Source organism: Dechloromonas hortensis (assembly GCF_009469765.1).
GTDB lineage: Bacteria > Pseudomonadota > Gammaproteobacteria > Burkholderiales > Rhodocyclaceae > Azonexus > Azonexus hortensis.
The window spans coordinates 268,602-293,949 of sequence record NZ_SSSQ01000003.1 but is presented as its reverse complement, the minus strand read 5'-3'; the positions used below and the strand labels follow the sequence as shown (position 1 = coordinate 293,949).

Annotated in this window: 29 protein-coding genes and 4 tRNA genes; 12 read left to right on the top strand and 21 right to left on the bottom strand. The window is 60.7% G+C overall.

What is annotated here, in order from left to right; all coding sequences use genetic code 11:
- Nucleotides 1-87: 87 nt before the first annotated feature.
- Nucleotides 88-654 carry a response regulator gene (locus GH663_RS07870; protein ID WP_153131083.1) on the bottom strand — a complete coding sequence of 189 codons (567 nt, stop codon included), beginning with the start codon at nucleotides 652-654 and terminating at the stop codon, nucleotides 88-90.
- Nucleotides 655-692: 38 nt separating this feature from the next.
- On the opposite strand from GH663_RS07870, the gene GH663_RS07865 reads away from it, so the two are divergent.
- Complete coding sequence (locus GH663_RS07865) at nucleotides 693-1,328, top strand: response regulator (RefSeq protein WP_153131082.1); 636 nt, start codon at nucleotides 693-695, stop codon at nucleotides 1,326-1,328.
- A gap of 4 nt (nucleotides 1,329-1,332) precedes the next feature.
- Here the strand turns inward: GH663_RS07865 and GH663_RS07860 are convergent, their stop codons facing one another.
- From GH663_RS07860 to GH663_RS07850, 3 genes are all read right to left on the bottom strand, one after another.
- Nucleotides 1,333-1,746, bottom strand: a complete 414-nt coding sequence (locus GH663_RS07860) for an Hpt domain-containing protein (protein ID WP_170291368.1) — start codon at nucleotides 1,744-1,746, stop codon at nucleotides 1,333-1,335.
- A 328-nt stretch (nucleotides 1,747-2,074) separates the two neighbouring features.
- Nucleotides 2,075-2,151, bottom strand: a tRNA-Arg gene (locus GH663_RS07855).
- A 63-nt stretch (nucleotides 2,152-2,214) separates the two neighbouring features.
- Nucleotides 2,215-2,291 (bottom strand) — tRNA-Arg (locus GH663_RS07850).
- Between the two features lie 66 nt (nucleotides 2,292-2,357).
- On the opposite strand from GH663_RS07850, the gene GH663_RS07845 reads away from it, so the two are divergent.
- The gene (locus tag GH663_RS07845) at nucleotides 2,358-2,624 is read left to right on the top strand and encodes a biotin/lipoyl-containing protein (protein WP_153131080.1); all 267 of its coding nucleotides are present in this window, start codon (nucleotides 2,358-2,360) and stop codon (nucleotides 2,622-2,624) included.
- Nucleotides 2,625-2,660: 36 nt separating this feature from the next.
- Here GH663_RS07845 and GH663_RS07840 read toward each other — a convergent pair whose 3' ends face one another.
- The 5 genes from GH663_RS07840 to GH663_RS07820 form a co-directional block, all read right to left on the bottom strand.
- The gene (locus GH663_RS07840; protein ID WP_153131079.1) at nucleotides 2,661-2,996 is read right to left on the bottom strand and encodes a BON domain-containing protein; all 336 of its coding nucleotides are present in this window, start codon (nucleotides 2,994-2,996) and stop codon (nucleotides 2,661-2,663) included.
- 184 nt (nucleotides 2,997-3,180) lie between these two features.
- Nucleotides 3,181-4,587 (bottom strand): sigma 54-interacting transcriptional regulator, encoded by a 1,407-nt coding sequence (locus GH663_RS07835; protein ID WP_153131078.1) that lies wholly within the window; start codon nucleotides 4,585-4,587, stop codon nucleotides 3,181-3,183.
- The gene (locus GH663_RS07830) at nucleotides 4,584-5,132 is read right to left on the bottom strand and encodes a permease (RefSeq protein WP_153131077.1); all 549 of its coding nucleotides are present in this window, start codon (nucleotides 5,130-5,132) and stop codon (nucleotides 4,584-4,586) included. Before GH663_RS07830 ends, GH663_RS07835 begins: the two co-directional genes overlap by 4 nt.
- Nucleotides 5,119-6,498: a sensor histidine kinase gene (locus tag GH663_RS07825; protein WP_246181526.1), complete on the bottom strand. Its 1,380-nt coding sequence runs from the start codon at nucleotides 6,496-6,498 to the stop codon at nucleotides 5,119-5,121. The genes GH663_RS07830 and GH663_RS07825 overlap by 14 nt, the downstream gene beginning before the upstream one ends.
- 68 nt (nucleotides 6,499-6,566) lie before the next feature.
- A complete protein-coding gene (locus GH663_RS07820) occupies nucleotides 6,567-6,845 on the bottom strand; it encodes a hypothetical protein (RefSeq protein ID WP_153131075.1) in 279 nt (92 codons plus the stop codon).
- A gap of 32 nt (nucleotides 6,846-6,877) precedes the next feature.
- Between GH663_RS07820 and GH663_RS07815 the strand changes: the two genes are divergently transcribed.
- The 5 genes from GH663_RS07815 (at nucleotide 6,878) to GH663_RS07795 (ending at nucleotide 11,249) form a co-directional block, all read left to right on the top strand.
- Entirely contained in the window at nucleotides 6,878-7,456 is a 579-nt protein-coding gene (locus tag GH663_RS07815) for a bactofilin family protein (protein ID WP_153131074.1), read from the top strand.
- A gap of 31 nt (nucleotides 7,457-7,487) precedes the next feature.
- A complete protein-coding gene (locus GH663_RS07810; protein ID WP_153131073.1) occupies nucleotides 7,488-8,096 on the top strand; it encodes an N-acyl amino acid synthase FeeM domain-containing protein in 609 nt (202 codons plus the stop codon).
- Nucleotides 8,097-8,191: 95 nt separating this feature from the next.
- A complete protein-coding gene (locus GH663_RS07805) occupies nucleotides 8,192-8,713 on the top strand; it encodes an RcnB family protein (protein ID WP_153131072.1) in 522 nt (173 codons plus the stop codon).
- Between the two features lie 47 nt (nucleotides 8,714-8,760).
- A complete protein-coding gene (ettA, locus tag GH663_RS07800; protein WP_153131071.1) occupies nucleotides 8,761-10,425 on the top strand; it encodes an energy-dependent translational throttle protein EttA in 1,665 nt (554 codons plus the stop codon).
- A gap of 170 nt (nucleotides 10,426-10,595) precedes the next feature.
- A complete protein-coding gene (locus GH663_RS07795) occupies nucleotides 10,596-11,249 on the top strand; it encodes a hypothetical protein (RefSeq protein WP_153131070.1) in 654 nt (217 codons plus the stop codon).
- Between the two features lie 97 nt (nucleotides 11,250-11,346).
- Here GH663_RS07795 and GH663_RS07790 read toward each other — a convergent pair whose 3' ends face one another.
- Nucleotides 11,347-11,625 carry a PI-PLC domain-containing protein gene (locus tag GH663_RS07790; protein ID WP_153131069.1) on the bottom strand — a complete coding sequence of 93 codons (279 nt, stop codon included), beginning with the start codon at nucleotides 11,623-11,625 and terminating at the stop codon, nucleotides 11,347-11,349.
- Nucleotides 11,626-11,922: 297 nt separating this feature from the next.
- Between GH663_RS07790 and GH663_RS07785 the strand changes: the two genes are divergently transcribed.
- From GH663_RS07785 to GH663_RS07775, 3 genes are read left to right on the top strand one after another with little or no spacing between them, the layout of a single operon-like run.
- Nucleotides 11,923-12,744: a class I SAM-dependent methyltransferase gene (locus tag GH663_RS07785; protein ID WP_153131068.1), complete on the top strand. Its 822-nt coding sequence runs from the start codon at nucleotides 11,923-11,925 to the stop codon at nucleotides 12,742-12,744.
- A 7-nt stretch (nucleotides 12,745-12,751) separates the two neighbouring features.
- Entirely contained in the window at nucleotides 12,752-14,629 is a 1,878-nt protein-coding gene (locus GH663_RS07780; RefSeq protein ID WP_153131067.1) for a peptidase U32 family protein, read from the top strand.
- Nucleotides 14,626-15,342, top strand: a complete 717-nt coding sequence (locus tag GH663_RS07775) for a TFIIB-type zinc ribbon-containing protein (RefSeq protein WP_153131066.1) — start codon at nucleotides 14,626-14,628, stop codon at nucleotides 15,340-15,342. Before GH663_RS07780 ends, GH663_RS07775 begins: the two co-directional genes overlap by 4 nt.
- A 50-nt stretch (nucleotides 15,343-15,392) precedes the next feature.
- On the opposite strand, the gene GH663_RS07770 is transcribed toward GH663_RS07775, so the two are convergent.
- Both GH663_RS07770 and GH663_RS07765 read right to left on the bottom strand, forming a co-directional pair.
- Complete coding sequence (locus GH663_RS07770) at nucleotides 15,393-15,869, bottom strand: OmpA family protein (RefSeq protein WP_153131065.1); 477 nt, start codon at nucleotides 15,867-15,869, stop codon at nucleotides 15,393-15,395.
- A gap of 65 nt (nucleotides 15,870-15,934) precedes the next feature.
- Nucleotides 15,935-16,486 (bottom strand): YaeQ family protein, encoded by a 552-nt coding sequence (locus GH663_RS07765; RefSeq protein WP_153131064.1) that lies wholly within the window; start codon nucleotides 16,484-16,486, stop codon nucleotides 15,935-15,937.
- 185 nt (nucleotides 16,487-16,671) lie between these two features.
- On the opposite strand from GH663_RS07765, the gene GH663_RS07760 reads away from it, so the two are divergent.
- Nucleotides 16,672-17,115, top strand: coding sequence for a rhodanese-like domain-containing protein (locus GH663_RS07760; RefSeq protein ID WP_153131063.1), 444 nt, complete (start codon nucleotides 16,672-16,674; stop codon nucleotides 17,113-17,115).
- 287 nt (nucleotides 17,116-17,402) lie between these two features.
- A complete protein-coding gene (locus GH663_RS07755) occupies nucleotides 17,403-18,422 on the top strand; it encodes a class I SAM-dependent rRNA methyltransferase (RefSeq protein ID WP_153131062.1) in 1,020 nt (339 codons plus the stop codon).
- An 11-nt stretch (nucleotides 18,423-18,433) separates the two neighbouring features.
- On the opposite strand, the gene GH663_RS07750 is transcribed toward GH663_RS07755, so the two are convergent.
- The 9 genes from GH663_RS07750 to yoaA all read right to left on the bottom strand — a co-directional run bounded on the left by GH663_RS07750 (nucleotide 18,434) and on the right by yoaA (nucleotide 25,276).
- Nucleotides 18,434-18,745: a hypothetical protein gene (locus GH663_RS07750; RefSeq protein WP_153131061.1), complete on the bottom strand. Its 312-nt coding sequence runs from the start codon at nucleotides 18,743-18,745 to the stop codon at nucleotides 18,434-18,436.
- 217 nt (nucleotides 18,746-18,962) lie between these two features.
- A tRNA-Thr gene (locus GH663_RS07745) sits at nucleotides 18,963-19,037 on the bottom strand.
- A gap of 50 nt (nucleotides 19,038-19,087) precedes the next feature.
- Nucleotides 19,088-19,163, bottom strand: a tRNA-Asn gene (locus tag GH663_RS07740).
- A 115-nt stretch (nucleotides 19,164-19,278) separates the two neighbouring features.
- Nucleotides 19,279-20,178, bottom strand: coding sequence for a ribosome biogenesis GTPase YlqF (gene ylqF / locus GH663_RS07735; protein WP_153131060.1), 900 nt, complete (start codon nucleotides 20,176-20,178; stop codon nucleotides 19,279-19,281).
- 12 nt (nucleotides 20,179-20,190) lie between these two features.
- The gene (moaD, locus tag GH663_RS07730) at nucleotides 20,191-20,439 is read right to left on the bottom strand and encodes a molybdopterin converting factor subunit 1 (RefSeq protein ID WP_211371089.1); all 249 of its coding nucleotides are present in this window, start codon (nucleotides 20,437-20,439) and stop codon (nucleotides 20,191-20,193) included.
- Nucleotides 20,436-21,653, bottom strand: coding sequence for a molybdopterin molybdotransferase MoeA (locus GH663_RS07725; RefSeq protein ID WP_211371088.1), 1,218 nt, complete (start codon nucleotides 21,651-21,653; stop codon nucleotides 20,436-20,438). The genes moaD and GH663_RS07725 overlap by 4 nt, the downstream gene beginning before the upstream one ends.
- Nucleotides 21,653-22,153: a molybdopterin-guanine dinucleotide biosynthesis protein B gene (gene mobB / locus GH663_RS07720; protein WP_153131057.1), complete on the bottom strand. Its 501-nt coding sequence runs from the start codon at nucleotides 22,151-22,153 to the stop codon at nucleotides 21,653-21,655. The genes GH663_RS07725 and mobB overlap by 1 nt, the downstream gene beginning before the upstream one ends.
- Nucleotides 22,154-22,170: 17 nt before the next feature.
- Complete coding sequence (locus tag GH663_RS07715) at nucleotides 22,171-23,346, bottom strand: hypothetical protein (RefSeq protein ID WP_246181525.1); 1,176 nt, start codon at nucleotides 23,344-23,346, stop codon at nucleotides 22,171-22,173.
- Nucleotides 23,339-25,276 (bottom strand): DNA repair helicase YoaA, encoded by a 1,938-nt coding sequence (yoaA, locus tag GH663_RS07710; RefSeq protein ID WP_246181524.1) that lies wholly within the window; start codon nucleotides 25,274-25,276, stop codon nucleotides 23,339-23,341. The genes GH663_RS07715 and yoaA overlap by 8 nt, the downstream gene beginning before the upstream one ends.
- Between the last annotated feature and the right edge of the window lie 72 nt (nucleotides 25,277-25,348).

Here is a 25,348-nt window from a genome sequence, read left to right as displayed (position 1 = left end):
TTGTGCACTGCACCAATCTTAACCCAGAATCGCCCCCCCCCTCTTCTTTCCTACCACACCGTGTCAGGCCCGCGCCCCAACCTGGGCTCATGTCGCCACCCAGGCCAGATCGCCTGCTGCCCGTGGCGGAATCCAGCGCAGCAGCACCTTGGCCAATTCTTCCGGGAAGATCGGCTTGCTGACAAAGTCATTCATCCCGGACTGAAAGCAGCCCTGCCGGTCCTCGGGCGTGACATTGGCCGTCATCGCCACGATCGGCAACTTGCCGAAATCGGGATTCTTGCGGATCTCCTGGGTGGCAGTCAGACCATCCATCACCGGCATCTGCATGTCCATGAAGATCAGGTCATAATGCCCCGATGCCACCGCCTGCAATCTTGCCAGCGCAAGACTGCCGTTTTCAGCGACGTCGACATGCAAACCAAAGTCTTCGAGAATGAACAGGGCAACCTCCTGATTCACCGGATTATCTTCGACCAGAAGAATCTTCGCCCCAGCAATCGCCCGACGTACCAGCATCATTATTTCGCTCTCCACCACCGACTCTCCTGACATCAATCCGGGACTCTTACCAACAACGGCCAGGCGAATCTCTTTGAAAACTACCCGCGACACTGAAAAGGCCAGAAAGAACGGCGCACTCAGCAACTCCATCCGCTACAATTCAGCCCGTTTGACATACTCCACCCCGCATGAAAACGCTCCGGATCATTCTCGCTGACGACCAGTTGCTGGTTCGTGCCGGGGTTCGCGCTCTGCTCGAATCGCTGCCCGGGCACGAAGTCATTGCCGAATGCGCCGACGGCAACCAGGCGATCGCCGAAGTTCGGCGCCAGAAGCCCGACATCACGGTTCTCGACATCGCCATGCCCGGCCCGTCGGGTATCGAGGTCACCAAAGCCATCCGTCAGTTCGACCCGGCCACCCGAATCCTCATCCTGTCCAGCATCGACCGTCACGAGATCATCGAACAGGCCATGGCGGCCGGCGCCAACGGCTACCTGCTGAAAGACTTCCTCCTCGCGGAGTTGCAACTTGCGGTTCAAACGGTCTCCAAGAACGGCTGCTTCCTGTCGCCGCGCGTTCAGGAAACACTGAATCACCGCCTGCCGGACGGCGACCATGCCGGCAGCACCGTACTGACCGTTCGCCAAACAGAAATCCTGCGCCTTGTCGCTTCCGGCAAAACCACCAAGGAAATCGCCCGCGATCTCCAGATCAGCCCGAAAACCGTCGAATTCCATCGTGCTCAATTGATGGAAAGAATCGGCGTACACGATGTCACCGGCCTGACCCGTTACGCGATGCAGTACGGACTGATCACCTGACACATCAGTCTGCTCCCGGCAACTCAACTGCCAGCACCGTTCGCAATTCCTCCCCCATCGCCACCACCGCTTGACGAAGACTTAGGCAATCGGCCATCAAGTCATCGTTCAGAACTCCGCCAGGCAGCGTATCAGGCGCCATTTGGCGCAATCCGTCCTCAATCCGGCGCGCCAGAACCAGGCAGGTATTCGCCGAAAACAGGACGCAACTGCCGCGGATGTCATGTACGGCTTGTTTGATGGCATGCAAATCCGTGTTGCTGATGCCTTGATCAAGTGAGTCCAGCAGGGTCGGCTGATTGCTCAGATACATGCCAACCAGCCTTTTGGCAGCCCCGGCATTCCCTCCCAAATTGGTCAGCAAGTAATCCAGGTTGATCGTTTTAAAACTGGAGCCTGGCTCCATCGGATACATCATTGCCAACGACCTCTTAGTCTGCATTCTTCTTTTGCAAACAGCTTAGAGCCTCGCTGGCAGCGGGGGAACCGGGTATTACCCTAGGTCGCAGGCAGGATTCGGAGCGCCCTGCACAAGCCCCGGAAAAGGAATCAGCGATGCCGAGTCGTCTTGCGCAGAAAGCAAGAGAATGTCTTGGGGTGAAATGCGAGGAACAGATCCGAAGGAATCAAGGTTGGGAGATGATGATTCGCAGAAAACCCGGAGTGGGCAGCCAAGCCAGGATTTCTCGTGCAAAAAGCAAAAAGGCCAATCAAAGATTGGCCTAAGTGCTTTTGCATCATGTAGTTGGCGCGCCCGGAGCGATTCGAACGCCCGACCCTCTGGTTCGTAGCCAGATACTCTATCCAACTGAGCTACGGGCGCGCTGTTTTCTACAATTTGCTTCTACTGCTTTTCCAACATCCAATTAATTGAACATTGGCCTGATGGCGCGCCCGGAGCGATTCGAACGCCCGACCCTCTGGTTCGTAGCCAGATACTCTATCCAACTGAGCTACGGGCGCGCTGTCAGAGCCGCGCATTATACGGATGAATGCGTAGAATGCAAGGGTTTCCAAGGAAAATGTGTAATGCGCGCCAATTTCATCAGAATGCCCAAGTATCCGGAGTGCTGGGAAAGCTGCGGCTCCTGCGCCAGCGGCAATGTCTTCATCCTTGAATTATTGGTAAAAATTGATGATTTGATCGAACGCGACGACAACATCCTGACACTGGAAACAGGCAAGGTTGCCCTGGATATTCCTTCCCCCTACGCCGGTCGGGTCGTCGCCATTCATGTCACAGAGGGCGATACAGTTGATGAGGGAGCGCTCCTGGTAACGCTGGAATCAATCTGACCAGACCCGACCACAGGCCGGGTCTGCGCTCCGCAACTACTTTGGGGATTCGACCACCATGCTGTTACGGATCTCCCGCACCCCCTTGACGCTGCTAGCCAGATCCAGCGCCCGCCGCAACGCATGCTCATCAGGCACGCTACCGGCCAGCGTCACGATACCGGCTTTGGTTTGCACCCGGAACTGACCGCCCGCCAGTCCGATATCGGTGCGTAGCAAGGTTTCGACCCGATCATTCAGCGTCGCATCCGGCACCTCGCCAGCCGATAATGCGGCAGCTTGCGGGTTATCCGTCGCGAAGGCAGTGAAACCCAAGCCGGCCAGCAGGCCAAAGACCAGCACTGTCGCAGCTATTCCTTTACGGTTGCTCATGTTTAGCTCCTTTTGATATTGAACACAAAAGGCATATTGCGAACTTCGTGCCAGCTATTTTTATATATACAAATCAACAACATGCAAAAATTTTGCAAAATATGAGCGGTATTTTTCGTCGCCCGCTGGCGACAGCCGATTCCCGTCCCGCCAGCAACGCCTTATTTAACGGGGCAAACGACTGTCACCGCTCGGCGACGCCATCGCCGTCACTGCGGAACATGGCCGGCGTCAGGTCGTATTTCTGCAGCAAACGGTAGAACTCGGTACGGTTACGCTCGGCGATGCGGGCTGCATCAGCCACATTGCCGTCGGTCAGCTTGAGCAACTGGACAAGATAACTGCGCTCGAAACGCTGCTTCGCCTCACCGTAAGTCAGCGCCTCCATGGTTGGCAAGCGCAAGGCGCGCTGTACCAGCGATAGCGGAATCAACTGCGTCGAAGTCAGGGCGCAGCTTTGTTCGACCACGTTATATAGCTGCCGCACATTACCGGGCCAGGCCGCCGTCGCCAGCGCCTCAAGTGCATCCGGGGCAAAACCGCTGATCGGCTTGCCGTATTTGCCGGCAACCTGCTGGACAAAATGCGCCGCCAGCGGCGGAATATCCTCACGCCGCTCTTCCAGACGCGGCAAGGTCAGCGATACGACATCCAGGCGATAGTAGAGATCCTCCCGGAACTGCCCGTCGGCCATTGCCGCATCGAGGTCACGATGCGTCGCCGAAAGCAGACGGACATCGACCGGTTCGGCACGGGTCGCGCCGACCGGCCGCACCATCCGCTCCTGTAGCACCCGCAGCAGCTTGACCTGCAGCGCCAGCGGCATGTCGCCAATCTCATCGAGAAAGAGCGTGCCACCATTGGCCGACTGAAAGAGGCCGATCCGTGTATTGCCGGCCCCGGTAAAGGCGCCTTTGACATGGCCGAATAATTCGGACTCCAGCAACTGCTCGGGAATGGCACCGCAGTTGATCGCGACAAAAGGTCCGTTCGCACGCGGACTGGCCCGATGGATGGCGCGCGCCAGGACTTCCTTGCCAGTCCCGCTCTCTCCGCGAATCAACACGCTGGCATCAGATGCAGCGACCATGCGCGCCTCGGACATCAAACCAGCCATCCGCGTACTGCGAAAGACGATGCCGGCCAACCATGCTTCCGATTGCATGCCCGAAGCCAGTGAGTTGGCGGTATCGCCGGACATACCCGGGGCGGACAGTTGCAACGCCTGATCGATCTTTTCGAGCAGCAACTGACTGTCGAAGGGTTTGGTCAGATAACCGAAAACGCCCCGCGATGTTGCGTCGACCGCATCCGGAATCGTGCCATGTGCCGTCAGCAGGATAACCGGCAAGGTCGGACGGGTGCTATGGACTTCCTCGAACAAGGCAAGGCCGTCACGCCCCGGCAGTCGGACGTCGCTGACGACGACGCGCGGCGTATCGACGGCAATGTGCGTCAATGCCTCCTCGGCCGAGGCTACCGCCGAGACGCGAAAACCGCGAGCCCGCAAACGCATCGACAGCAGACGCAGGATATCCTCGTCGTCATCGACGACCAGAATATGAGCCCCCTCATTTACGCCCACCGTCATCGTGCCACTCCCGGCGTCATTGCACGCGGTGCCCGCGGCCGTTGCGGCAAGGTCCGTTCGATATCGGCCAGACCATCAATTTTCTCCTGCAGCTCGGCGGCCTTGCGCTGACTCTCTTTCAGTTGCTGGCCATGCTTTTCAAGTTGAGATTCCATTTTTTGACGCTCCTGATAGTTGTCAGCCAGCAAGCGGGCCAATAGTTGCAAGGGTTGCGCAGCGGGGTCGGCGGACTTGAGCACACCATCGAGCAACCCGAGCGCCCGTCCGTAATCCTGTTGCACGCGCGGGTGGCCGAGCACCATGGCCATCCGCAACTGGCCGTAAGGGGTCATCGGCAAGGCGGCGAGCACCATGCGCTCGCGTCCGATCTCGGCGGCCGACATCCGATGCAGCATCTGGTAGTAACTCAACGCCGGCATCACACCGGACTCAGGCATCGGCGGACTACTCACCGGTTTCGGCTCGCTGGCGCAGCCAAACAGCGCCAGAGCCAGCAGAATCGGCAACCAGTACCTCAAGATGCCGATCTTTCTATTGTCGTTCATTCGGTATATCCACATAAAAATGCGCGCCTCGATTACTCGGCAGCAAGCCAACCTGTCCTCCCATCGCCCTGACCAGTTCACGAACAATGGATAGTCCGACACCACTCCCCCGGCGCGGCATCGGTGCCCGCCGCTGCCCCTGGACAAATGGCTCAAAAATTCGCTCGACGTCTTCCGATGCCACCCCCGGCCCCTGGTCGGCGCACTCCAGGCGCACCCCAGCATCCTCCAGCGTCGCTCGCACGCAGACTTCCCCGCCCTCGGGGCTGAAATCAATGGCGTTGGAAAGCAGGTTGTCGACCACCACAGCCAGCTTTGCCGCATCAACGCTAACCTCGCTGTCTACCGCCTCGACCCGCAGACTCAGATGCCGGGCCTGGGCTTGCAATTCGCGGCGGCGCACGGCCTCGCTCAGAAAAGCCCGCAGGGAAACCGACGAGAATTCAAGCCGGCGCGCCTCAAAGGAGGCGGCATTAAGACTGAGCAGGCTTTCGATCTGGCGTTGCAAGGCCAGAACATTGTGCTGCAGGATTTCAACCACCTCACGCTGCGAGTCGCCCAGTGGCCCCGGCACCTCTTCCCGGAGCAACGAAACACCTTCACGCAGTGCCGTAAGCGGCGTTTTCAACTCATGCGAGACATGGCGCAACATTCGTTCGCGATCGGCCTCCAGTTCAGCCAGACGCAGCCTCAGCCAATCCAGGCGCCGACCAAGCTGACGTAGGTCAGCCGGCCCGCCGACCAGCACCGCCTCATCGAAGCGTTTTTCGCCGAGCCGGGTAATCGCCCGCTCCAAATGCCGCATCGGCCGCATCAACCACCAGCCCATAGCCGTCGCCACCACCAGCGCCCCGAGCAATGCAGCGATCAACTGCCAGCCGAGGCGCAAGCGGTTGCGCTCAAGCTCAAGCAAAACCTGGGCATTCTGGAACTCCACCCAATGCTGCCCAACCGCTTTCATATCCTCGTTGATCTGAACCAGACGGGCCAGCAGGGGAGCAAGCTCGGCTTTATGCATCCCACCATCGAGGCCAATTTTCAATTGCTCCGCGCTTGCCCGCCAATCGGCAAGCAAGGCACCCAGTGGCGCGGCGGCAATCAACTCAAGTCGATCAACAGCGCCCAGTGAATGCGCAATGTTTTCATCGAAACGCTGACGAATGACCGGATCGCCGAGGACCAGAAACTGCCTGGCGCTACGCTCGACATCAACCGTACTTTCACCGAGTTCCTGGATCGAAGCCGTCAGTTGCAGCGCCAATTCACCGCCCTGGCGACTTTGGCTGACAAAGCGCTCGACCACCAACCAACTGCGCACGGCCATTCCACCCAGCAGCAGAATGATCAGAACAAAGCCGGCCAGCATCACCCGGCGAAAGGAAATTCGAAGCATGCAATCGGTTTTAGCAAAAATAACAGTGTAGACCGCAGCGCTCAGATTATCGACAGCAACGACTGATAACGCCGCATTTTTTCAATTCCAATGTCAATTACAAAACTGTTTAAAATCAATACATTAAACACACAGTCGCCTTTTGCCGACAAACTGATTTCAGTCATAGCACGGCTTTGCCCCGGCTCATCAATCTGATGTCGCCAATTAGCGACACATACTGTATCAGCGCCCAGTGGCGAGCGAATAAAATTGCGGTATCCGCATGATATAAAAAGAATTTTTTTTACTGGCACGCTAATCGCAATGGGAAGTGCCAATTGCCGCCACATCAGACCACGGAGCTTCCCTCATGTTCAACAAACCCAGCCTGACCAATCGCAACGACGTCATCACCAAAAAGGATGTTCGCAACATCCTTGGCACCGCCCCGACGATCACGCAAGCCACAACCGAGTCAAGCGACAAAGGCTTGCCACAAAGCACCTCTGTCGCCTCAAAAACCCCGCAACCCGCAAACGTGACCGAACCGATGAGCGAAAGCACGATGGGTGCTCGTCTGATTGTTGGTCCGGATGTCAAACTGAAAGGTGCGGAAATTCTTGACTGCGATACCCTGGTCGTCGAAGGACGTGTCGAAGCAACCATGGATAGTCGGGTCATCCGGATTGCCGACCAAGGCTCATTCGCCGGCAAGGTCAGTATCGACATTGCCGAAATTCATGGCAATTTTGAAGGCGAACTGACCGCACGTTCGCAGTTGATCATCCACAGCACCGGCAAGGTCAGCGGCAAGATCCGCTACGGCAAACTGGTTATTGACGAAGGCGGCGAACTCTGCGGAGATATCAATGCGATCTCTGCCGAAAAGCAGCACCCAATCAAACCCCTAAGCGAAGTTTCCCTACCCATAGCCGCGATTGCCGGTTGAAAGCTTTCCCAGCACACCATAGAATCCCATAATGCATTTCTCTGCCCCCCGCGATTCGATCAGCATAAACATCCCAAGCCGCCCCGGGGCTGTCTCGACGACCTCGGCCGGCGCATTGCTGGTCAAACCGGTTGCCGACCACCATCAACGCCGCGCCGCCAGCCTGCTTGTTCGCCGCATGTATGCCTGGCGTGGCTACCTGACCGATAACATTTCAGACCACCTGGACGACCCCAACCGGGTCGCCCTGGCTGCCTGGCAGGATGACGACCTGATCGCCACCCTTGCCCTCGGCCGAGACTCCCATCATGGCCTGCTTTCAGAAGCGCTCTATGCCCGCGAGGTAGAAAGCCTGCGCGGACGAGGCCGGACGATCTGCGAATTTTCCCGCTTTGCCGTCGATCCCGAGTTTAGCTCCCGCCACCTGTTGCTCACCCTGTTTGCGGCTGCCCATCATTACGCCCACGCAGTATTTGCGGCAACCGATGCCCTGATTGAAGTCAATCCACGCCATGCACGTTTCTACGAGCGTGAATTCGGCTTCCAGCAAATCGGTGAACTGCGCCTTTGCCCTCGCGTCGATGCACCGGCCGTCTTGATGCATCGCGACCTAGGCCTTCCGGTCAGCGCCCTGACCTGACCCCGGAGGCCGCCAGGCGGCCTCCACGAAGACCGGGACTGTTCAAGCGACACGAAGCCTCGTAGACTTCGTGCTTTCCATTTTTGAACAAGCTTATGAGCGCGAGCTCCCGACCCTCCATCCGTTTGCTGGCGCTCATCTGCACAACCCTGCTTGCTAGTTTCACAGCCCTGGCCGACAAGGGAGGCAAGCACGGCCACGATCATGGTCACGACCATGGCGAGCGCCATGAAGAACGCTACGACGATCGCCGGGATGACCGGCTCTATCGCGATGATCGTGACCGGGGCAGCCCATCCATCGAAATTTACTTTGGCGACTCGCATCGCTCGGTCATTCACGACTACTATGGCCCGCAGTTCAGTAGCGGCCACTGCCCGCCCGGGCTGGCCAAGAAGCAAAATGGCTGCTTACCGCCGGGTCAGGCAAAAAAATGGCAGAAAGGGCGGCCGCTACCCAGCAGCGTCGTTTACTTCGACCTGCCCCGCGAGCTGGCTTACCGCATGCAGCCGCCACCCCGCGGCCATCGTTACGTTCGTGTCGGCTCGGATATCCTGCTGATCACCCTCGGTGGCCGCCTGGTGGTTGACGCCATCGTTGATATTGGCGGCTACTGACCACCTTTCCGCAAACTCTTTTCAAATAACTCATACAGGCAGACTCAATGGCTCAATATGTAATGTCGATGTTGCGTGTCAGCAAGATCGTCCCGCCCAAGCGGCAGATCATCAAGGACATTTCCCTCTCCTTCTTTCCCGGCGCCAAGATTGGCCTGCTCGGCCTGAACGGGGCCGGCAAATCGACCGTGCTCAAGATCATGGCCGGCGTAGACAAGGAATACGACGGCGAAGTGCAGCATCTGGCCGGCGTCTCGATCGGCTACCTGCCGCAGGAACCGCAGCTCGATCCGGAAAAGACCGTGCGCGAGGAAGTCGAATCCGCCATGGGCGAAGTGATGCAGGCCCAAGCCAAGCTGGACGAGGTCTATGCCGCCTACGCCGATCCGGAAGCCGACTTCGACAAGCTGGCCGAAGAACAGGCCCGCCTCGAAGCGATCATCGCCACCGCCGGCTCGGACACCGAAGCGCAGATGGAACTGGCCGCCGATGCACTGCGCCTGTCGCCGTGGGATGCCAAGATCGGCAACCTGTCCGGCGGTGAAAAGCGGCGCGTCGCGCTGTGCAAGCTGCTGCTCTCCAAGCCCGACATGCTGCTGCTCGACGAACCGACCAACCACCTCGACGCCGAATCGGTCGAATGGCTGGAGCAATTCCTCGTCCGCTTCCCGGGCACCGTCGTCGCCGTCACTCACGACCGCTACTTCCTCGACAACGCCGCCGAATGGATCCTCGAACTCGACCGCGGCCACGGCATTCCCTGGAAGGGCAACTATTCGTCCTGGCTGGAGCAGAAGGAAGCCCGCCTGGAAACCGAAAACAAGCAGATCGACGCCCACATGAAGGCGATGAAGCAGGAGCTGGAATGGGTCCGCTCCAATCCGAAGGCGCGCCAGGCGAAGTCCAAGGCCCGTCTGTCGCGCTTCGAGGAAATGTCGAGCCAGGAATACCAGAAGCGCAACGAAACGCAGGAAATCTTCATTCCGGTCGGCGAGCGCCTGGGCGACAAGGTCATCGAATTCAACGGCGTCACCAAGTCCTTCGGCGACAAGCTGCTGATGGACAACCTGTCCTTCAACATCCCGGCTGGTGCCATCGTCGGCATCATCGGCCCGAACGGTGCCGGTAAATCGACCCTGTTCAAGATGATCACCGGCCAGCAGCAGCCGGATTCCGGCGATGTCGTGATCGGCCCCACGGTCAAGATGGCTTACGTCGACCAGTCGCGCGACTGCCTGGACGGTTCGAAAACCGTATTCGACGAACTGGCCGAAGGCCGCGACATCCTGCAAATCGGCAAGTTCGAAATGCCGTCGCGTGCTTACATCGGCCGCTTCAACTTCAAGGGTGCCGATCAGGGCAAGCTGGTCGGCAACCTGTCGGGCGGCGAACGTGGTCGCCTGCACCTGGCCAAGACGCTGATGGCCGGCGGCAATGTCCTGCTGCTCGACGAACCGTCGAACGACCTCGACGTCGAAACGCTGCGCGCCCTGGAAGACGCCCTGCTCGAATTCGCCGGCTGCGCGCTGGTCATCTCGCACGACCGCTGGTTCCTCGACCGCATCTGTACCCACATCCTGGCCGCCGAGGGCGATTCGCAGTGGAGTTTCTTCGCCGGCAACTACCAGGAATACGAGGAAGACAAGCGCAAGCGCCTGGGTGAAGAAGGCGCCAAGCCGAAGCGGATTCGCTACAAGCCAATCACCCGCTGATTTTTGCCGGTCACGAGGAAAACACCTGGTAGTACAAAAGGGGCGCCAACCGGCGCCCCTTTTTTTCATCCTCCGACCACCAGCATGCGAAAAATGCCAATACAATAGAAAACTGTCCGAATTGCTTGTCAGTTCTGACAAAACACCAACAACAACATAAGGGAGCAATAATGATATCCAGAAAATTCGCCTGCATTTTGGCGGCATGTGCAGCACTAACTCTTTCCGGCTGCGCCTCGTTCCGCAACAACGAGATTGCGGAAGTCGGCAAACTGCCGGACGTCTCGGGGTATGCGCAAAAACCATCGGTCTTTGTCGACACGCATTTTTTCCGTGGCGAACCTGGCAAGGCACAACTTGAGATCCTGCCTATCAAGGACAAGATGAACGAAACAATAGGCCGCACGTTGAACGAATCGGCCTTGTTTTCGAAATACAGTTTTGACGAAAAAGATCGTACCGGTTCAGACTACGTGATCCGCCTCGACATCTACAATCATGGCAACGAGGGCCTGGCGGCAGTAGCGGGTTTCATCAGCGGTCTGACATTTACCGTGATTCCGGCGGCGGCAACTGACAACTACACGCTGGAAGCAAAACTGATGAACAGTGCGGGCACCCTCATCAACACTTCGACTAACAAAGACTCGATTACCACCTGGATTGGGATCGTATTTCTTCCGATGATCGCCGCCTCGCCAGAGAAAGCAATGCACGGAACACTGGAAAACCAGTTGAAATTGGTTCTAAAGGAACTAGTAGAAAGCGGCAAGCTGAAATATACGCATCTACAACGCCTGCAACTTCGCTCCTTGGCTGGCTGACAATAGCTGCCTGAAGGAAAAGCAAAACGGGCGCCGCTTGGCACCCGTTCTTCTTTTGCCCGCCGTCATCGCGAAGGGCAGAAAAGCTATGGAATTCTTAGTGCTTCAGATTGGCCGAGAAAACAGCCTTGGTCTTTTCGGAAAACTGGAAATCGTTGAACGCACGGCTGATTTCAGCTTCGTTGCGGCCTTCGGAATGGTCTTCAAAGCTGATACCGATGACCTTGCCATTGGCAGCCAGCGTCTGGAAGGCAAAACGCCAACGTTGAGCTTCAGCCAGCCGCTCGCGCAGTTCGGCTTCGTTGGAAATCGTAATGCCGGCTTTCTTCAGGGAATCCAGAAATTGTTCAAAGGATTCGTTGCTCAAACTGCCCATTTGTATCTCCGTATGAAGTTCGGTGTTGGATCACCATGATCCGAATAACGCCACAGCCTGCGTTCGGTTGACACGAATTTGACGAACCTGAACAACACTTTGCGAAGAGCGTGCCAAAAACAAAATAGCCACGCGTATTCAATAACTTAAAATCAACGAGCGCTGCTTGAAGATCAATGATCTGTCGCGAGTTGGCGACGCTCGGTGAAAAAAATTTGCAGCAGCAGCTTTCGGACAGAGCACCGCACAGCGGCGAACACACCGTATCGGCTGCGCCAATGCGATAATCCATCCCCTATGAAAAAGCAAAACCCCGCTGTCGCCATTTCCGAAATCCGCCCTGGGCAATCCATCGAACTGCTCAAGGAACTGCACATTCTGACCCGCGACGGCAAGCTCAACCAGGACACCCGTCGCAAGCTGAAGCAGGTCTACCACCTGTACCAGTTCATTGAACCGTTGCTCGCCGAGGCGCAAAGCCTGGCCGACCACGGTGCCGGCAAGTCGTATCTGGGCTTCATCCTCTATGACCTGTTTTTCAAGGAAAAAGAGACAGGCCATATTTACGGTATCGAAACGCGGAAGGAACTGGTCGAGAAATCGCGCCAACTGGCCGACCGACTCGGCTTTGCCCGGATGAGCTTTCTCGACGTGACGGTCGAGGAATCAACACACTCCAGCGCCCTGCCCGAGCGCATCGATGTCGTCACCGCACTGCACGCCTGCAACACGGCGACCGACGACGCCATCCATTTTGCGCTGACCAAGCAGGCCAGGCATATCGTGCTGGTGCCCTGCTGCCAGGCTGAAGTGGCTGCCACGATGCGCGCCCGCAAGAATGAATCACTAGGCAAGACAGCGCTCTCGGAACTGTGGCGCCACCCGATCCACACCCGCGAACTGGGCAGCCATCTGACCAATGTGCTGCGCTGCCTGTTGCTCGAAGCGCACGGCTATGACGTGACCGTCACCGAACTGGTCGGTTGGGAACACTCGATGAAGAATGAACTGATCATCGCCAGCAAGCGGGGCAATCCGCGCAAGAATGCCCGCGAACGGGCCGAAGCCATCCTGCGCGAGTTCAATATCGAGGAACTTGCGCCGCGGTTTACCTACTAAGTTCGCCATGACTCGACCCCAACATCCCCTCGAACTGCTCGCCCCGGCCAAAAACGCCGATTTCGGCATTGAAGCCATCAAGCACGGCGCCGACGCCGTCTATATCGGCGGCCCCGCCTTCGGCGCCCGCTACGGGGCCGGCAACACGATTGACGACATTGCCCGCCTGAGCGCCTTCGCGCACCGCTACAACGCCCGGGTTTTCGTCGCACTGAACACCATCCTGCACGACAACGAACTGGAAGACGCCCGCCAACTCGCCTGGAAAATCTACGAAGCCGGTGCCGATGCGCTGATCATCCAGGACATGGGCCTGCTCGAACTGGACCTGCCGCCAATCCAGTTGCACGCCAGTACGCAGACCGACAACCGCAACGCCGCCAAGGTCAAGTTCCTTGAAGATGCCGGTTTCTCGCAACTGGTGCTGGCCCGCGAACTGTCGATCGACGAGGTCGCCGCCATCGCCCGCCAGACGACACTGGCCCTCGAATACTTCGTGCATGGCGCGCTGTGCGTCGCCTACTCCGGCCAGTGCTTCATCAGCCATGCCCACACCGGGCGCAGCGCCAATCGCGGCGAATGCTCGCAGGCCTGCCGCCTGCCCTACACGCTGGTCGACGACAAGGGCAAGACCATCACCGAAGACCAGCATCTGCTGTCGATGAAGGACAACAACCAGACCGAGAACATCCTGGCCCTGGCCCAGGCCGGCGTCAGTTCCTTCAAGATCGAGGGCCGGCTGAAGGACCTCAGCTACGTCAAGAACATCACCGCGCACTACCGCAAGCTGCTCGACGACGTCATCGCCCAGCACCCGGAATTCAGTCGCGCCTCCTCGGGGCGCAGTACCTATACCTTCACGCCGCAGCCCGACAAGACCTTCAACCGCGGCTACACCGACTATTTCGCCGGTGGCCGCCAGGACGACATCGGCGCTTTCGATTCGCCGGCTTTCGTCGGCGAGATCATCGGCAACGTGCGTGAAATCGGCGACGGCTTCTTTACCGTCGATGCCGAAAAACCCTTCAACAATGGCGACGGCGTCTGCTTCTACGATGGCCAAGGCGAAGTGGTCGGCATGCGCATCAACCGGGCCGAAGGCACGACGCTGTTCCCGGCCGAAATTCCCGAGGAACTGACCGAAGGCGCCACCCTCTTCCGCAATCGCGACCAGGAATTCGAGCGTTCGCTGGAAAAGGAATCGGCCGACCGCCGCATTTCGATCCGCCCCGTTCTGACAGAAACCACCGACGGCTTCCGGCTGACGCTGACCGACGAAGACGGCGTGAGTGCTGCGGTCGACCTGCCCCACGGCAAGGAAATCGCCAAGAATACCGAGCGGGCGCTGAGCACGCTGCAGGAAAACCTCGGCAAGTTCGGCAACACGCTGTTCGCCGCCGAGCCAGCCGAGTTGCAACTGTCGCAGCCGTGGTTCCTGCCGGTCAGCGCCATCAACGCCCTGCGCCGTGAGGCAACCGAACAACTCGAAGCGGCCCGCCTCGCCGCCTACCAGCGCCCAGCGCGCGCCGAACCGGCCGCCGACCCGGTGCCCTACCCGCAGGACGAACTGACCTATCTCGGCAATGTCTTCAATGCCAAGGCCCGTCACTTCTACGAGAAGCACGGCGTCAAGCTGATCGCCGAGGCCTACGAGGCGAACCAGGAAAAAGGCATGGTCTCGCTGATGATCACCCGCCACTGCCTGCGCTACAGCTTCAACCTGTGCCCGAAGGAAGTGAAGCACCTGAAGCCGGACCCGATGACCCTGGTCAACGGCAGCGAAAAGCTGATCCTCAAGTTCGACTGCAAGGCCTGCGAAATGCACGTCATCGGCAAGATGAAGAAAGGCGTCAAACTCAACCTCGGCAGCATTCGCCCGGCGTGAAGCCCGCCGCCTGCCCTTCCTGCCGGCAGACCATGCACAAGCAGCGCTTCGAGCGCCTGCTGCATGGCGAGGTCGTGCTCGACCTCTGCTTTCCCTGCCAGGGCATCTGGTTCGACGACTTTGAAAGCGTCCAGATCACACCGGGCGGCATCATCGAGTTGTTCAAGCTGATTCACGCCCATCGTGATGGCCAGCGCCTGCCCCTGAGCGATCCGCTGCGTTGCCCGCGCTGCACCGAGAAACTGTTGCACGGGCTGGACGTTGCCAAGCACGGCGGCCAGTTCAACTACCACCGCTGCCTGCAAAAACACGGACGCTTCACGACCTTTGCCCAGTTCATGATCGAGAAGGGTTTCGTCCGCCAATTGAGCGCAGCCGAAATCGATGAACTGGCGGTCAAGGTCGGCACCATCCGCTGCAACGGTTGCGGCGCACCGGTGGACATCAGGAGAGAGCATGCCTGTGGCCACTGCCGCTCACCGATCGCCATCCTTGACCCGACAGCCGTCGAGCAGGCATTGGCCCGTTTTCAGCAGGCGGAAGTCAGGCGAACGACCCGCGATGTCGAAGCGCTCGGCGACGCCATTGTCATGCGCGAACGGGAAAAATCACGCTACCAGCGTGAAAAACGGCAAGGCCGCATCGAAGATCTCGAGGTCGGCGACCTGCTGGTTGATGGCGTCGAACTGATCTGGAACCTGATTCGCCACTAGCCATGAAAAAGGCGAGCCGCAGCTCGCCTTGAGGCCGGACAGACCGCCACTTACTGGACTCGAATCTCGACCCGTCGCCCCTCTTCCGGGCTGCCGCTGCCCAGCGTCGATTCCGGCTTACGAAACTTGATGCGTTCCACCGCCACACCACCGCCAACCAGCGCATCGCGCACGGCCTGCGCCCGGGCCTTGGCCAGTTCGGCATTGCGCGCCGGATCGCCAGAAGGATCGTGGAAGCCGGAAAGCAGCACAATGGCTTGCGGCTTGGCCGCCAGTGCCGCCAGCGTTTGGCCAACGACGGCCTTGTCTGCGGCATTCAGCTTGGCCTCACCGACCGCGAAGTAAACCTTGGCCAGCGCCTCGCCAACCGGCGCAACCTCGGCCTCGGCGACGATGGCGGCCGGCTGCGAGGTCTGCGCCGTTTTCCATATTGCGACGCCGGAAACTAGCGCAATCACGCCCAAAACGACGGCGGCCAGCACCCCGAAAACAACGCCTTGTGTTTCGTTATCATCTTGATCTGACATGCTGCCTTACCTCATGAAGGATGGAAAAAACCGCCCCGCTCAGGACACGGGAATATGCGGTGATTCTATCGTTCCTCGGGTGAAAACAGAACCTGCGGCACCAGTTCGACATGCTGATCGTCGCCTCCCAGCCAGACCACGCCATCCTGAATCGTGCATTGCAGACGCATATTGCGCGCCGCCAGGGCAGCCAGCGCCTGCGATTCGGCCGGCGGCAAGGCCAGTACCGTTAGGTTTTTCTGCCCGGCCACCTTGCCGGCCGTCTGCTGCCACCAGATTTCGGCGGCTCGCCCACCGTAGGCGAGCACGACGACTTCCTTGGCCCGGCCGCAGGCGCGCCGGATATTGCGCTCATCCGGCAGACCGACATCGATCCAGCGCTCGATGGCCCCGGTCAGGTCGACATCGGCCAGATCGGCCTCGTCCTCGCTCGACAGGCCCCGGCCAAAAGCCAGGCTTTCCGAGGCAAACAGCGCGAAGGCAAGCAGGCGGACCATCATCCGCTGGTCGTTTTCGGAGGGATGGCGGGCGATAGTCAGCGTGTACTCGCCAAAGTGCGAACGATCAAGGTCGGCCAATTGCAATTCCACCTTGAAGATAGTCGATTTGAGCGCCATGCCAGTCCCTGAAAAAAGCGCGGATTATCCCATGCCGAACACCTGGGGCGGGCCAGCAATCGGCAGTTCCCCCGAACCACGCCGGCTCGATATTGTCCGACTTAATAACAGGAGCCCCCGGGCCGCAGCACGCAAGTCGGCCAGCCGCCCCTATAATTAGCACTCTCTGATTGACGAGGTTTGCCATGCGCCACCTGCTGCTCTCCCTCTGCCTCTGTCTCGGCCCCCTGATCGCCCACGCCGAGGTCATCAACATCGACAATGCCGAACTCGACACACTGGTCAAAAGCGGCGTTCCCGTCATCGATATCCGCCTGCAATCGGAATGGGAAGAAACCGGCATCGTCAGCGGCAGCAAGCTGCTCACCTTCTTCGATGAGCGAGGCCGGCACGATGCGGCGGCCTGGCTGGAAAAGGTCAAGCCGATCGCCAAGCCGGACGAGCCGGTCATCGTCATCTGCCGCACCGGCAACCGGACCAAGCCGGTCAGCCAGTTTCTCTCGCAACAGGCCGGCTACAGCCGTGTCTATAACGTCAAGAGCGGCATCAAGGACTGGATCGCCAATGGTGGCCCGGTCGTCCCGGCAGCCCAAAGCATTGCCGCCTGCCGCGCCGCGAAAACTTGCTGAATCAGGCCGTCGACCGCAAGCGTTGCGCCAGTTGCGAGCGCTGGCGTGGTCAGCGGCAGCCGGGTAGCGAACCGGCCACCGTGGCAATCGACAGCGAAACCAGCACCGGCCTTTGCGACGGCGGCGGCTGGGATGGTTCGGAGCGACGCGCCCGTTCAGCCTGCGGTCATTGGCGCCTGTGGCCGGCCCTTAATCCCCCGGGCGCGGAGCCAGTCCGGTAAAATACGTCGCCTCGGCTTTCCGGCGGTCTCTCCCGCGGCGATCGCTGCCACCCTACCGGAAACTCCATGCCCACCACGCAACTCACCGCGCACCTGCAAGCCGCCCTCACCGCCCGCCAGGCACTGATCGAGCGCCTGCACGCCGAAGACACCAACGCCTATCGCCTGTTCAACGGCAGCACCGAAAACGAACCCGGCCTGACCGTCGACCGCTATGGCGACCTGCTGCTGATTCAGACTTTCCACGAACCTATCGACGGTCACGACCGGGCGGCCATCGAAGAGTTCTACCGCGTAGCGATGCCCGGCCTGGTCGCCGTCTATAACGACCGCAGCCGGGCCAATTCGCGGATCTGCAACCCGCTGCCGCCCGAAGTGCTGGCCGAAGCCAACAAGCCGCGCGAATTCAACGAAATGGGCGTCCGCTACGCCGTCCAGGGCCGCCACAGCGGCCAGGACCCGTGGCTCTTTCTCGACATGCGCGCCGGTCGCCGCCGCGTCATGCAGGAGGCGGTCGGCAAATCGCTGCTCAACCTCTTCGCCTACACCTGCGGCGTCGGCGTCGCGGCAGCCAAAGCCGGCGCGGCGCATGTCGTCAATGTCGATTTTGCCGAATCGAACCTGCGCGTCGGCAAGGAAAATGCGCGCCTGAACGAACTACCGATCCGCCTGCGTTTCGTCCAGAGCGATGCCTTTGCCGCCATGCGCCAACTGGCCGGCCTCGGCCAGGCCGCCATGGTCCGCGGCAAGCGCATGCCGGCCTTCCCGAAGCTCGATCAACGGGCCTTCGATGTCGTCTTCCTCGATCCGCCGCGTCACGCCAAGAGTGCCTTCGGCGTCGTCGATATCGTCAACGACTATGCGGCACTGATGAAGCTGGCGCTGGCCTGCACCGTCGAAGGCGGCACGCTGATCTGCTGCAACAACGCCGCCCAGATTTCGCGCGACACCTGGGGCGAGCAACTGCTGCGCTGTGCCAAGAAAGCCGGGCGCACGGTTCGTGAACTGGAGTGGATCGCACCGGAAGAGGATTTCCCCAGTCATGACGGCCAGCCGCCACTGAAGATTGCGCTGCTACGCGTCTGACGCTCGTCTCGTCATGCCGCAGCACGATTGAGTAGTGCGACCAGCCGGGGGTAAAACTTCTCCCGGCTGATTTCCAGGCGCTGGGCAATTTGCACGGATTCCGCCAGTTCGCGGGCGGCGGCCGATTGCTTCAATAAGCGCGGGAAGGCATTGGTCGCATCGACCAGCGAGAAAATATTCATTAACAGCTCACCACAGGCCCGGTAGTAGCTAGGGTCGAGTGGCCCATCCTGCTTCCCGGCATCGTAGGCATCGAGATACACGGCTGCGGCGTTGGCCGAGACGGCAAGCGCCTTCAGGGTGGTCTGGCTCAAAGCTGACATGGCGGCGCTCCTTTCAGCGGTTGGAATGCACCATGCGCCTACCTTAGACAGGCACTGCCGAACTGTCAGCGAACTATTTCACGAAGCGGGAAAGAACACGCCAAGGCTTGCCGGACGACAAGCGGCAATCATTCGAACTAGAGGAATTAGCGGGAGAAAAACTCCCAACCACTCCGGCAAGGCGCCTTGATCAACACGGCGCTTTCGGAAAATGGTGTGGTGCCCATGGGCAGGATCGAACTGCCGACCTCTCCCTTACCAAGGGAGTGCTCTACCACTGAGCCACATGGGCACAACTAAGACAGCCGATTCAGAAGGTTGTGACCTGAAACAGTGGCTTTTTGGCTCCCCGACCTGGGCTCGAACCAGGGACCTACGGATTAACAGTCCGGCGCTCTACCGACTGAGCTATCGAGGAACTAAGCAGTGATCGCTTGCGCGTCACCAACAGGGCGCGAATTATATACACAACTTTGCGAAACGCCTAGTACTCTGTGTTTCGCGGCGCATATAAATTTTAATGTGTCGAAAAATCAGTCGTTTTCGAGGTCGACCGCCGGCGTTTCGGCCAGCTGTTTGGCTCGTGCCGTGCGCAAAACCGGGGTCTCGAGCGTGATCCGGCCGAGCGCCCCGGTCCGGTAATCGGTCAGCAGGATGGCAGCCGCCTTTTCGAGGTCGAACTCGCCGCCCCGCCCTTTCATCAGGCAGCCGCGCTTCTTGGCCACCGCCTCGATCACCGCCACCGCATCCATGCCTTCGGTGGCGAAGCCGTAGCGCGCACTGAGCAAGGCCGGGTAGCTATCGAGCAGGAAGCCGGCGAGAAAGGTCGCCACCTCTTCGTCGATGTAGGCATTGACGCCGACTGCATGGCTGGCGGCCAGCATCAGGCCGTCGATCGGGTGGTCGATCTTCGGCCACAGCATGCCCGGCGTATCGTAGATGGTCAGCCGCGAGCTGATGTCGATGCGCTGCTGGCTCTTGGTCACCGCCGGCTGGTCGCCGACCGCCGCCACCTTCTTCTTGACCAGGGCATTCATCAACGTCGATTTGCCGACGTTGGGGATGCCCATGATCATCAGGCGCAGCGGCTTGACCGCATCGCAGCGATGCGGCGCCAATTTCTGGGCCAGCGACGGAACACGCGCCACGTCGCTCGCCTTCTTGCAGGAAATCGCCACCGCCTTGACGCCGGGCTGCTGCTCGAAATATTCCATCCAGGCCTTGGTCGCCGCTGGGTCGGCCAGATCGGCCTTGTTCAGCAGCTTCAGACATGGGCGCTGGCGAAAGCTGCGCAGCTCATGAATCATCGGATTGCTGGATGCGGCCGGCAGGCGGGCGTCGAGCACCTCGACCACGACATCGGCCATGGCCAGCGTCTCGGCGGCCTTTTTGCGGGCCGAGGTCATGTGGCCGGGATACCATTGAATTGCCATTGTTTTTCCTAGTTAACCGCCGGTGACCGGCGGGAAGAAGGCGATCTCGTCGCCTTCCCGGACGGCGGCATCGAGGCCGGCCATGTCCTGATTGACGGCGCAGCGCAGATTCTTCGCTGTCGCCAGTTTGTCGCGGCCTTGTTCGACCAGCCAGTCGCGCAGGGCGCCGACGGTCGTCACGCCGGCCGGCAGGTCGACCGATTCGCCGGCCAGGCCGAGCGCTTCCTTGAGGCCGGCGAAATAGAGAATCTTCACGCTCACGACAGCAACTCCGCATAGGGCACGAAGCTGATGCTGTCGCCCTTGTTGATGGCCAGCCCCGGCTTGTTGAGAACCAGGCCGTCGCCCCAGCATAGCGAGGTAACGACGCCGGCGCCCTGGTTCGGGTACAAGTCGACACCGCCCTGCTCGTTCAGCCGGCCACGCAGGAACTCGGCGCGAACATCCGGGCGCAGCCAATCGAAATCGGCACGCAGGTTGAAGCAGCGCGGCGTCACGTTGCTCACCCCCTGCAGGCGCAGCACGAACGGCCGGACCATGATCAGGAAGGTGACGATGGCCGAGACCGGGTTGCCGGGCAGACCGATGAACCATGCCTTGCCGCCGCCGTTGTCGGCAGTGCGACGAACTTCGCCAAAAGCCAGCGGCTTGCCGGGCTTGATGGCGATCTTCCACATATCGAGCTGGCCTTCGGCTTCGACCGCCGGCTTGACGTGATCTTCCTCGCCGACCGAAACGCCACCGCTGGTGACGATCAGGTCGTTATCGGCCGCCGCCTTGCGCAGAGCCTCGCGGGTCGATTCGAGATTGTCCGGCACGGTGCCGAGATCGCGCACTTCGCAGCCCAGGCCTTCGAGCAGCGCACGCAGCGCGTAGCGATTGGAGTTGTAGATAGCGCCTGGCGGCAGCGGCTCGCCCGGCTGGACCAGTTCGTCGCCGGTGAAGAAGACGCCGACCCGCAGCCGGCGATAGACCGGCAGCTCCGGCAGACCGGCCGAGGCGGCGAGCGCGATGTCCTGCGGCCGCAGCTTGATGCCCGGCTTGAGGATCTCGGCGCCAACGGCGATGTCCTCACCGGCCCGGCGGATGTTCTCGCCCAGGCGCGGCACGTAGTTGATGACGACGCCAGCCTCGCCATGCTCGCAGCGTTCCTGCATGATCACCGCGTCGGCGCCAGCCGGCACCGGCGCTCCGGTGAAGATGCGGGCGGCGGTACCCGGCTGCAGCGGCGTGCCGACCGTGCCGGCCGGAATGCGCTGGCTGACCGGCAGGCAGACGCCAGCGGCGGGAATGTCGGCGAGGCGAACGGCGTAACCGTCCATTGCCGAATTGTCGAGCGGCGGCACGGCGACGGTGGACTGCTGGGCGACGGCCAAAACGCGGCCGGCGGCGGCGGTCAGCGGCTGGGCGCGGACTTCCTCGACCGGCTTGGCGGCAGCGAGCAGTTTTTCCAGGGCTTGTTCAAAACTCAGCATCAGCGTTCCTGAAATTCAAGATGGTTCATCACAAAGTCGGCAATCGCCGCGATGTCGTTCAAGGGCAATATCGGCAAATCGGTGGCCAGCTGGGCATCGCTGGCGATGGCAACGATGTCGCTGCGCGCGGGAAAGAGCGGCGGCTTGCCATTCTCCGGTCGATAGACTTCCAGCTTGGGCACGGGTTCCTGCTTGAAGCCCTCGATCAGCACCAGATCGCAGGGCGCCAGCCGGGACAGCAATTCGTTCAGCGACACTTCGCCTTCGTCGCGCCGCTCGTGCATCAAGGCCCAGCGGTCGTTACAGGAGAGCAGCACTTCGCTCGCCCCGGCTTCCCGGTGGCGGTAGGAATCCTTGCCCGGGCGGTCGATGTCGAAGCCGTGGTGGGCGTGCTTGATCACCGAGACCCGGAGGCCCCGAGCGGTGATCTGGGGAATCAGTTTTTCCAGCAAGGTGGTCTTGCCGGAGCCGGAATAGCCGGCGATACCGAATACTTTCATGGGCGGATTTTACGCTTTCAGGCCGCGAAGACCGGGGCAAAGCCACCACCCGGCGTCCGGAAATTGGTCGTTTGCCCCTGGTAGAGCCGGGCCGAGAAGAGCTGGACCGCGCCCAGATAGACATAGGCGCGGATATCGGCCTTCATCGCCTGCATTTCATCGTCCACCAGCACGTTATGCTCGGAGGGCGGCACGATTTCCTGGGCGATGTAGCCGCCCTGCAGGATCTCCTCGAAGACGCGCTTGGTCAGCTTGTCGCCGCGATAGGCGGCGCGACTGCCGAAACCGGCGGCCGGCTTGAAGAACCACCGCTTGCGCTCGCTCCAGAAGCGCTCGCCATCGGCTGCCGCCACCGCCACCGTACGCGGAATGCCGGCCAGCAGGGTCTGCCGGGTGGCTTCCGGGACGCCGAGTTCGGCCAGCGCGGCGGCATCCGAGAGCAGGATCAGGTTGCGCTTGTCGGCATACAGCGCATGGGCGCGCGGATGCGGCGTGACGACGACGCCATCGGCCGCGAAAACGGTCCGCAAATCGGCGTTGACCGCAGCATCGAGCGCAAAATCGGTCAGCCGATTGTAGATCAGGTCGACCACCTCGCCCCGATGCAGCAGGCGGTTGCCATCGCGCGTCAGTTCAGCCGGATCGGCGACCACGGCGGCAATGCCGTGGCGCTCGAAAAGCTGGCGAAAGAGCTCGAACTCGGGCGCCAGATATTGCTGGCCCGGATTTTCATCGACGATGGCGATGCGTTGCAACGGCACATCACCGCGCATCAGCCGCCACTCTTGGCGGAACATCTCAACAAAGGCCTGCTCGATGCGCGTTGCCGCCTCATCCTGGCCATGCGCCATCAGCAGGCGGCTATTGAGCATGCCACCGCCGGCGTTGGTGTTGATTTCGATCAGCCTTGGACCGTCGCCCGCCAGATGGAAGTCGTAACCGAAGAAGACGCTGCGTGCCGCCATCGCCTGCTGCGCCGCGGCCGGCGCCCAGGCCAGCACGCGCTGCTGGTAGGCCGCCAGGGCAACGACCGATTCGATGGCGGCGACCAGCTCGGCGATGGCATGCAGCGTGGCCTCAGGCAAGTGCAGTTCGGCATACGAAAACAGCGAGGGATGCGAGGCGGCCAGCGCCGCCGGATCGAGGTCGCCGCCCGCCGCCAGCGCCTCGCTCAGGGCACGCGGGTTAAACATGGCCGTTCCGGCCGGCAAAGAAATCGAGCACGTCCTTCAGCTCCTTGGTCCGTTTCATTGGCGGCAGACTTTGCCACACCCGGCGGCCGTAAGGCTTTGATAGAAGTCGTGGATCGCAGATCATCAGCACGCCGGTATCGCTCTCGTCGCGAATCAACCGGCCGGCGCCCTGCTTGACGTTGATCACGGCTCGCGGCAGCTGGTATTCGATGAAGGCGTTACGGCCCTGCTGCTTCATCTGCTCGATGCGGGCCGACAGCACCGGATCGTCGGGCGGTGCGAAGGGAATCTTGTCGATGACGACCAACGACAGCGCCTCGCCGCGCACGTCGACCCCTTCCCAGAAGCTCTGGCTGCCGACCAAGATGGCATTGCCGAGGCGGCGGAAACGTTCGAGCAGTTCATTCTTGCTGCCCTCGCCCTGCAGCAGTAGCGGCATTTCATGGCCGCCGCTTTCCAGCCGCTCCTTGAGCAGTTCATGCGTGCGGCGCATGGCACGCAGGCTGGTGCACAGGAAGAAGGCGCCGCCGCCGGACGCAACCACGGCCGGGAAGGCAGCCTCGACGACAGCCTCGGTATAGCCGAAGGAATTCGGCTCCGGCATGCCGAGCGGCGCGTAGAGCATGGCCTGCTTGCCGTAATCGAAGGGGCTGTGCCAGCAGGCCGATTCCGGATCGCCGAGGCCGAGTTCGGCACAGTAATGGTGGAACTTGCCCTGCACGGCCAAGGTCGCCGAGGTGAAAATCCAGGCTCGCGGATGGCCGCCCATCTGCTTGCGGAAAATGTCGGCGACGCTGAGCGGCGTCGAGTTCAACTGCAGCGACTGGCTGAAGGCTTCGGCCCAGCGCACGTAGCCGTCATCGGCGATCTTTTGCCAGTGGCTCAGGCGCTGCTGCAATTCGAGCGCGCGCTGCCAGCACTTCTCCAACCCTTCGGCTCGCTCGGCCTGGGTTTCGAGAATGGCGGCGAAGGCGCCGACCTCCTCCTCCAGTGCCTTGACGGCCGGGGCAAAATCGGGCTTTTCGGCCAGTTGACCGTAGGAGAAGCGCCCGGCATCGAGGCCGACGGTCAGGCGCAGGTCCTTGGCAAGCTTTTCGAGACGCTTGCTGGCTTCCGGCAGGTCGAGACAGTCGCGGGCGCTGGTCAGGCCTTCGGCCCGGGCATCACGGGCGAGATCGAGGATCTGCGCCGTGGAAATGCTGTCGCCGAAGAACAGCGTCGCCACTTCCGGCAACTGGTGGGCTTCGTCGAAGATCACCGTATTGCAGGCCGGCAGCAGTTCGGCCATGCCTTCGTCGCGCAGCATGACGTCGGCAAAGAACAGGTGGTGATTGACCACCACCAGATCGGCCGCCATCGCTTCGCGGCGGGCCTGCATGACGAAACATTCCTTGTAGTCCGGACAGTCCTGGCCGAGACAGTTTTCCCGCGTCGAAGTGGCATGGTTCCAGACCGGCGACGACTCCGAGACCTCCAGGCACTCCGCCTTGTCGCCGGTGTGCGTGACCTTGGCGAAGACCGAGATGCGGCGGGCGTCGGCGGCATCCTCGCGGGTCAGGAAACGGCCATCGACGATGGCCCGTTCGAGATGGTAGGGACAGACGTAGTTGGCCCGCCCCTTCAACAGCGCGATCTTGACCGGCGCCTTCAGCGCGTCGCGCACCATCGGCAGGTCCTTGTTGAATAGCTGGTCCTGCAGGGTCTTGGTGCCGGTCGAGACGATTACCTTGCCACCGGATTTCAGCGCCGGCACCAGGTAGGCGAAGGTCTTGCCCGTGCCGGTGCCGGCCTCGGCGATGAAGACCGACTGACTGTTGATGGCCGCGGCAATGCGCTCGGCCATGTCGACCTGCTGTTCGCGGACGCGATAGCCGCCAATGGCGCGGGCCAGCGGCCCGTCGGGGGAAAATATATCGGGGAGGGAAGACAAGGAAGAAAGCCTGAAAAATCAGGGCGAATCTTAACAGATGCACCACCCGGCGACGAGTTCGCCGTGTGCCAC

Excerpts from the sequence above, each read along its gene's own strand:
- ylqF (WP_153131060.1), bottom strand. The coding sequence starts at position 20,178 with ATGGCAATTCAATGGTATCCCGGCCACATGACCTCGGCCCGCAAAAAG.
- GH663_RS07750 (WP_153131061.1), bottom strand. The coding sequence starts at position 18,745 with ATGTCAGCTTTGAGCCAGACCACCCTGAAGGCGCTTGCCGTCTCGGCC.
- GH663_RS07760 (WP_153131063.1), top strand. The coding sequence starts at position 16,672 with ATGCGCCACCTGCTGCTCTCCCTCTGCCTCTGTCTCGGCCCCCTGATC.
- GH663_RS07860 (WP_170291368.1), bottom strand. The coding sequence starts at position 1,746 with ATGATGTATCCGATGGAGCCAGGCTCCAGTTTTAAAACGATCAACCTG.
- GH663_RS07830 (WP_153131077.1), bottom strand. The coding sequence starts at position 5,132 with ATGAACGACAATAGAAAGATCGGCATCTTGAGGTACTGGTTGCCGATT.
- GH663_RS07870 (WP_153131083.1), bottom strand. The coding sequence starts at position 654 with ATGGAGTTGCTGAGTGCGCCGTTCTTTCTGGCCTTTTCAGTGTCGCGG.
- mobB (WP_153131057.1), bottom strand. The coding sequence starts at position 22,153 with ATGAAAGTATTCGGTATCGCCGGCTATTCCGGCTCCGGCAAGACCACC.
- GH663_RS07825 (WP_246181526.1), bottom strand. The coding sequence starts at position 6,498 with ATGCTGGCCGGCTTTGTTCTGATCATTCTGCTGCTGGGTGGAATGGCC.
- GH663_RS07840 (WP_153131079.1), bottom strand. The coding sequence starts at position 2,996 with ATGAGCAACCGTAAAGGAATAGCTGCGACAGTGCTGGTCTTTGGCCTG.
- GH663_RS07810 (WP_153131073.1), top strand. The coding sequence starts at position 7,488 with ATGCATTTCTCTGCCCCCCGCGATTCGATCAGCATAAACATCCCAAGC.
- GH663_RS07765 (WP_153131064.1), bottom strand. The coding sequence starts at position 16,486 with ATGGCGCTCAAATCGACTATCTTCAAGGTGGAATTGCAATTGGCCGAC.
- GH663_RS07780 (WP_153131067.1), top strand. The coding sequence starts at position 12,752 with ATGACTCGACCCCAACATCCCCTCGAACTGCTCGCCCCGGCCAAAAAC.
- GH663_RS07835 (WP_153131078.1), bottom strand. The coding sequence starts at position 4,587 with ATGACGGTGGGCGTAAATGAGGGGGCTCATATTCTGGTCGTCGATGAC.
- GH663_RS07790 (WP_153131069.1), bottom strand. The coding sequence starts at position 11,625 with ATGGGCAGTTTGAGCAACGAATCCTTTGAACAATTTCTGGATTCCCTG.
- GH663_RS07770 (WP_153131065.1), bottom strand. The coding sequence starts at position 15,869 with ATGTCAGATCAAGATGATAACGAAACACAAGGCGTTGTTTTCGGGGTG.
- GH663_RS07795 (WP_153131070.1), top strand. The coding sequence starts at position 10,596 with ATGATATCCAGAAAATTCGCCTGCATTTTGGCGGCATGTGCAGCACTA.
- GH663_RS07845 (WP_153131080.1), top strand. The coding sequence starts at position 2,358 with ATGCGCGCCAATTTCATCAGAATGCCCAAGTATCCGGAGTGCTGGGAA.
- GH663_RS07755 (WP_153131062.1), top strand. The coding sequence starts at position 17,403 with ATGCCCACCACGCAACTCACCGCGCACCTGCAAGCCGCCCTCACCGCC.
- GH663_RS07715 (WP_246181525.1), bottom strand. The coding sequence starts at position 23,346 with ATGTTTAACCCGCGTGCCCTGAGCGAGGCGCTGGCGGCGGGCGGCGAC.
- GH663_RS07725 (WP_211371088.1), bottom strand. The coding sequence starts at position 21,653 with ATGCTGAGTTTTGAACAAGCCCTGGAAAAACTGCTCGCTGCCGCCAAG.
- GH663_RS07785 (WP_153131068.1), top strand. The coding sequence starts at position 11,923 with ATGAAAAAGCAAAACCCCGCTGTCGCCATTTCCGAAATCCGCCCTGGG.
- GH663_RS07865 (WP_153131082.1), top strand. The coding sequence starts at position 693 with ATGAAAACGCTCCGGATCATTCTCGCTGACGACCAGTTGCTGGTTCGT.
- ettA (WP_153131071.1), top strand. The coding sequence starts at position 8,761 with ATGGCTCAATATGTAATGTCGATGTTGCGTGTCAGCAAGATCGTCCCG.
- GH663_RS07815 (WP_153131074.1), top strand. The coding sequence starts at position 6,878 with ATGTTCAACAAACCCAGCCTGACCAATCGCAACGACGTCATCACCAAA.
- GH663_RS07805 (WP_153131072.1), top strand. The coding sequence starts at position 8,192 with ATGAGCGCGAGCTCCCGACCCTCCATCCGTTTGCTGGCGCTCATCTGC.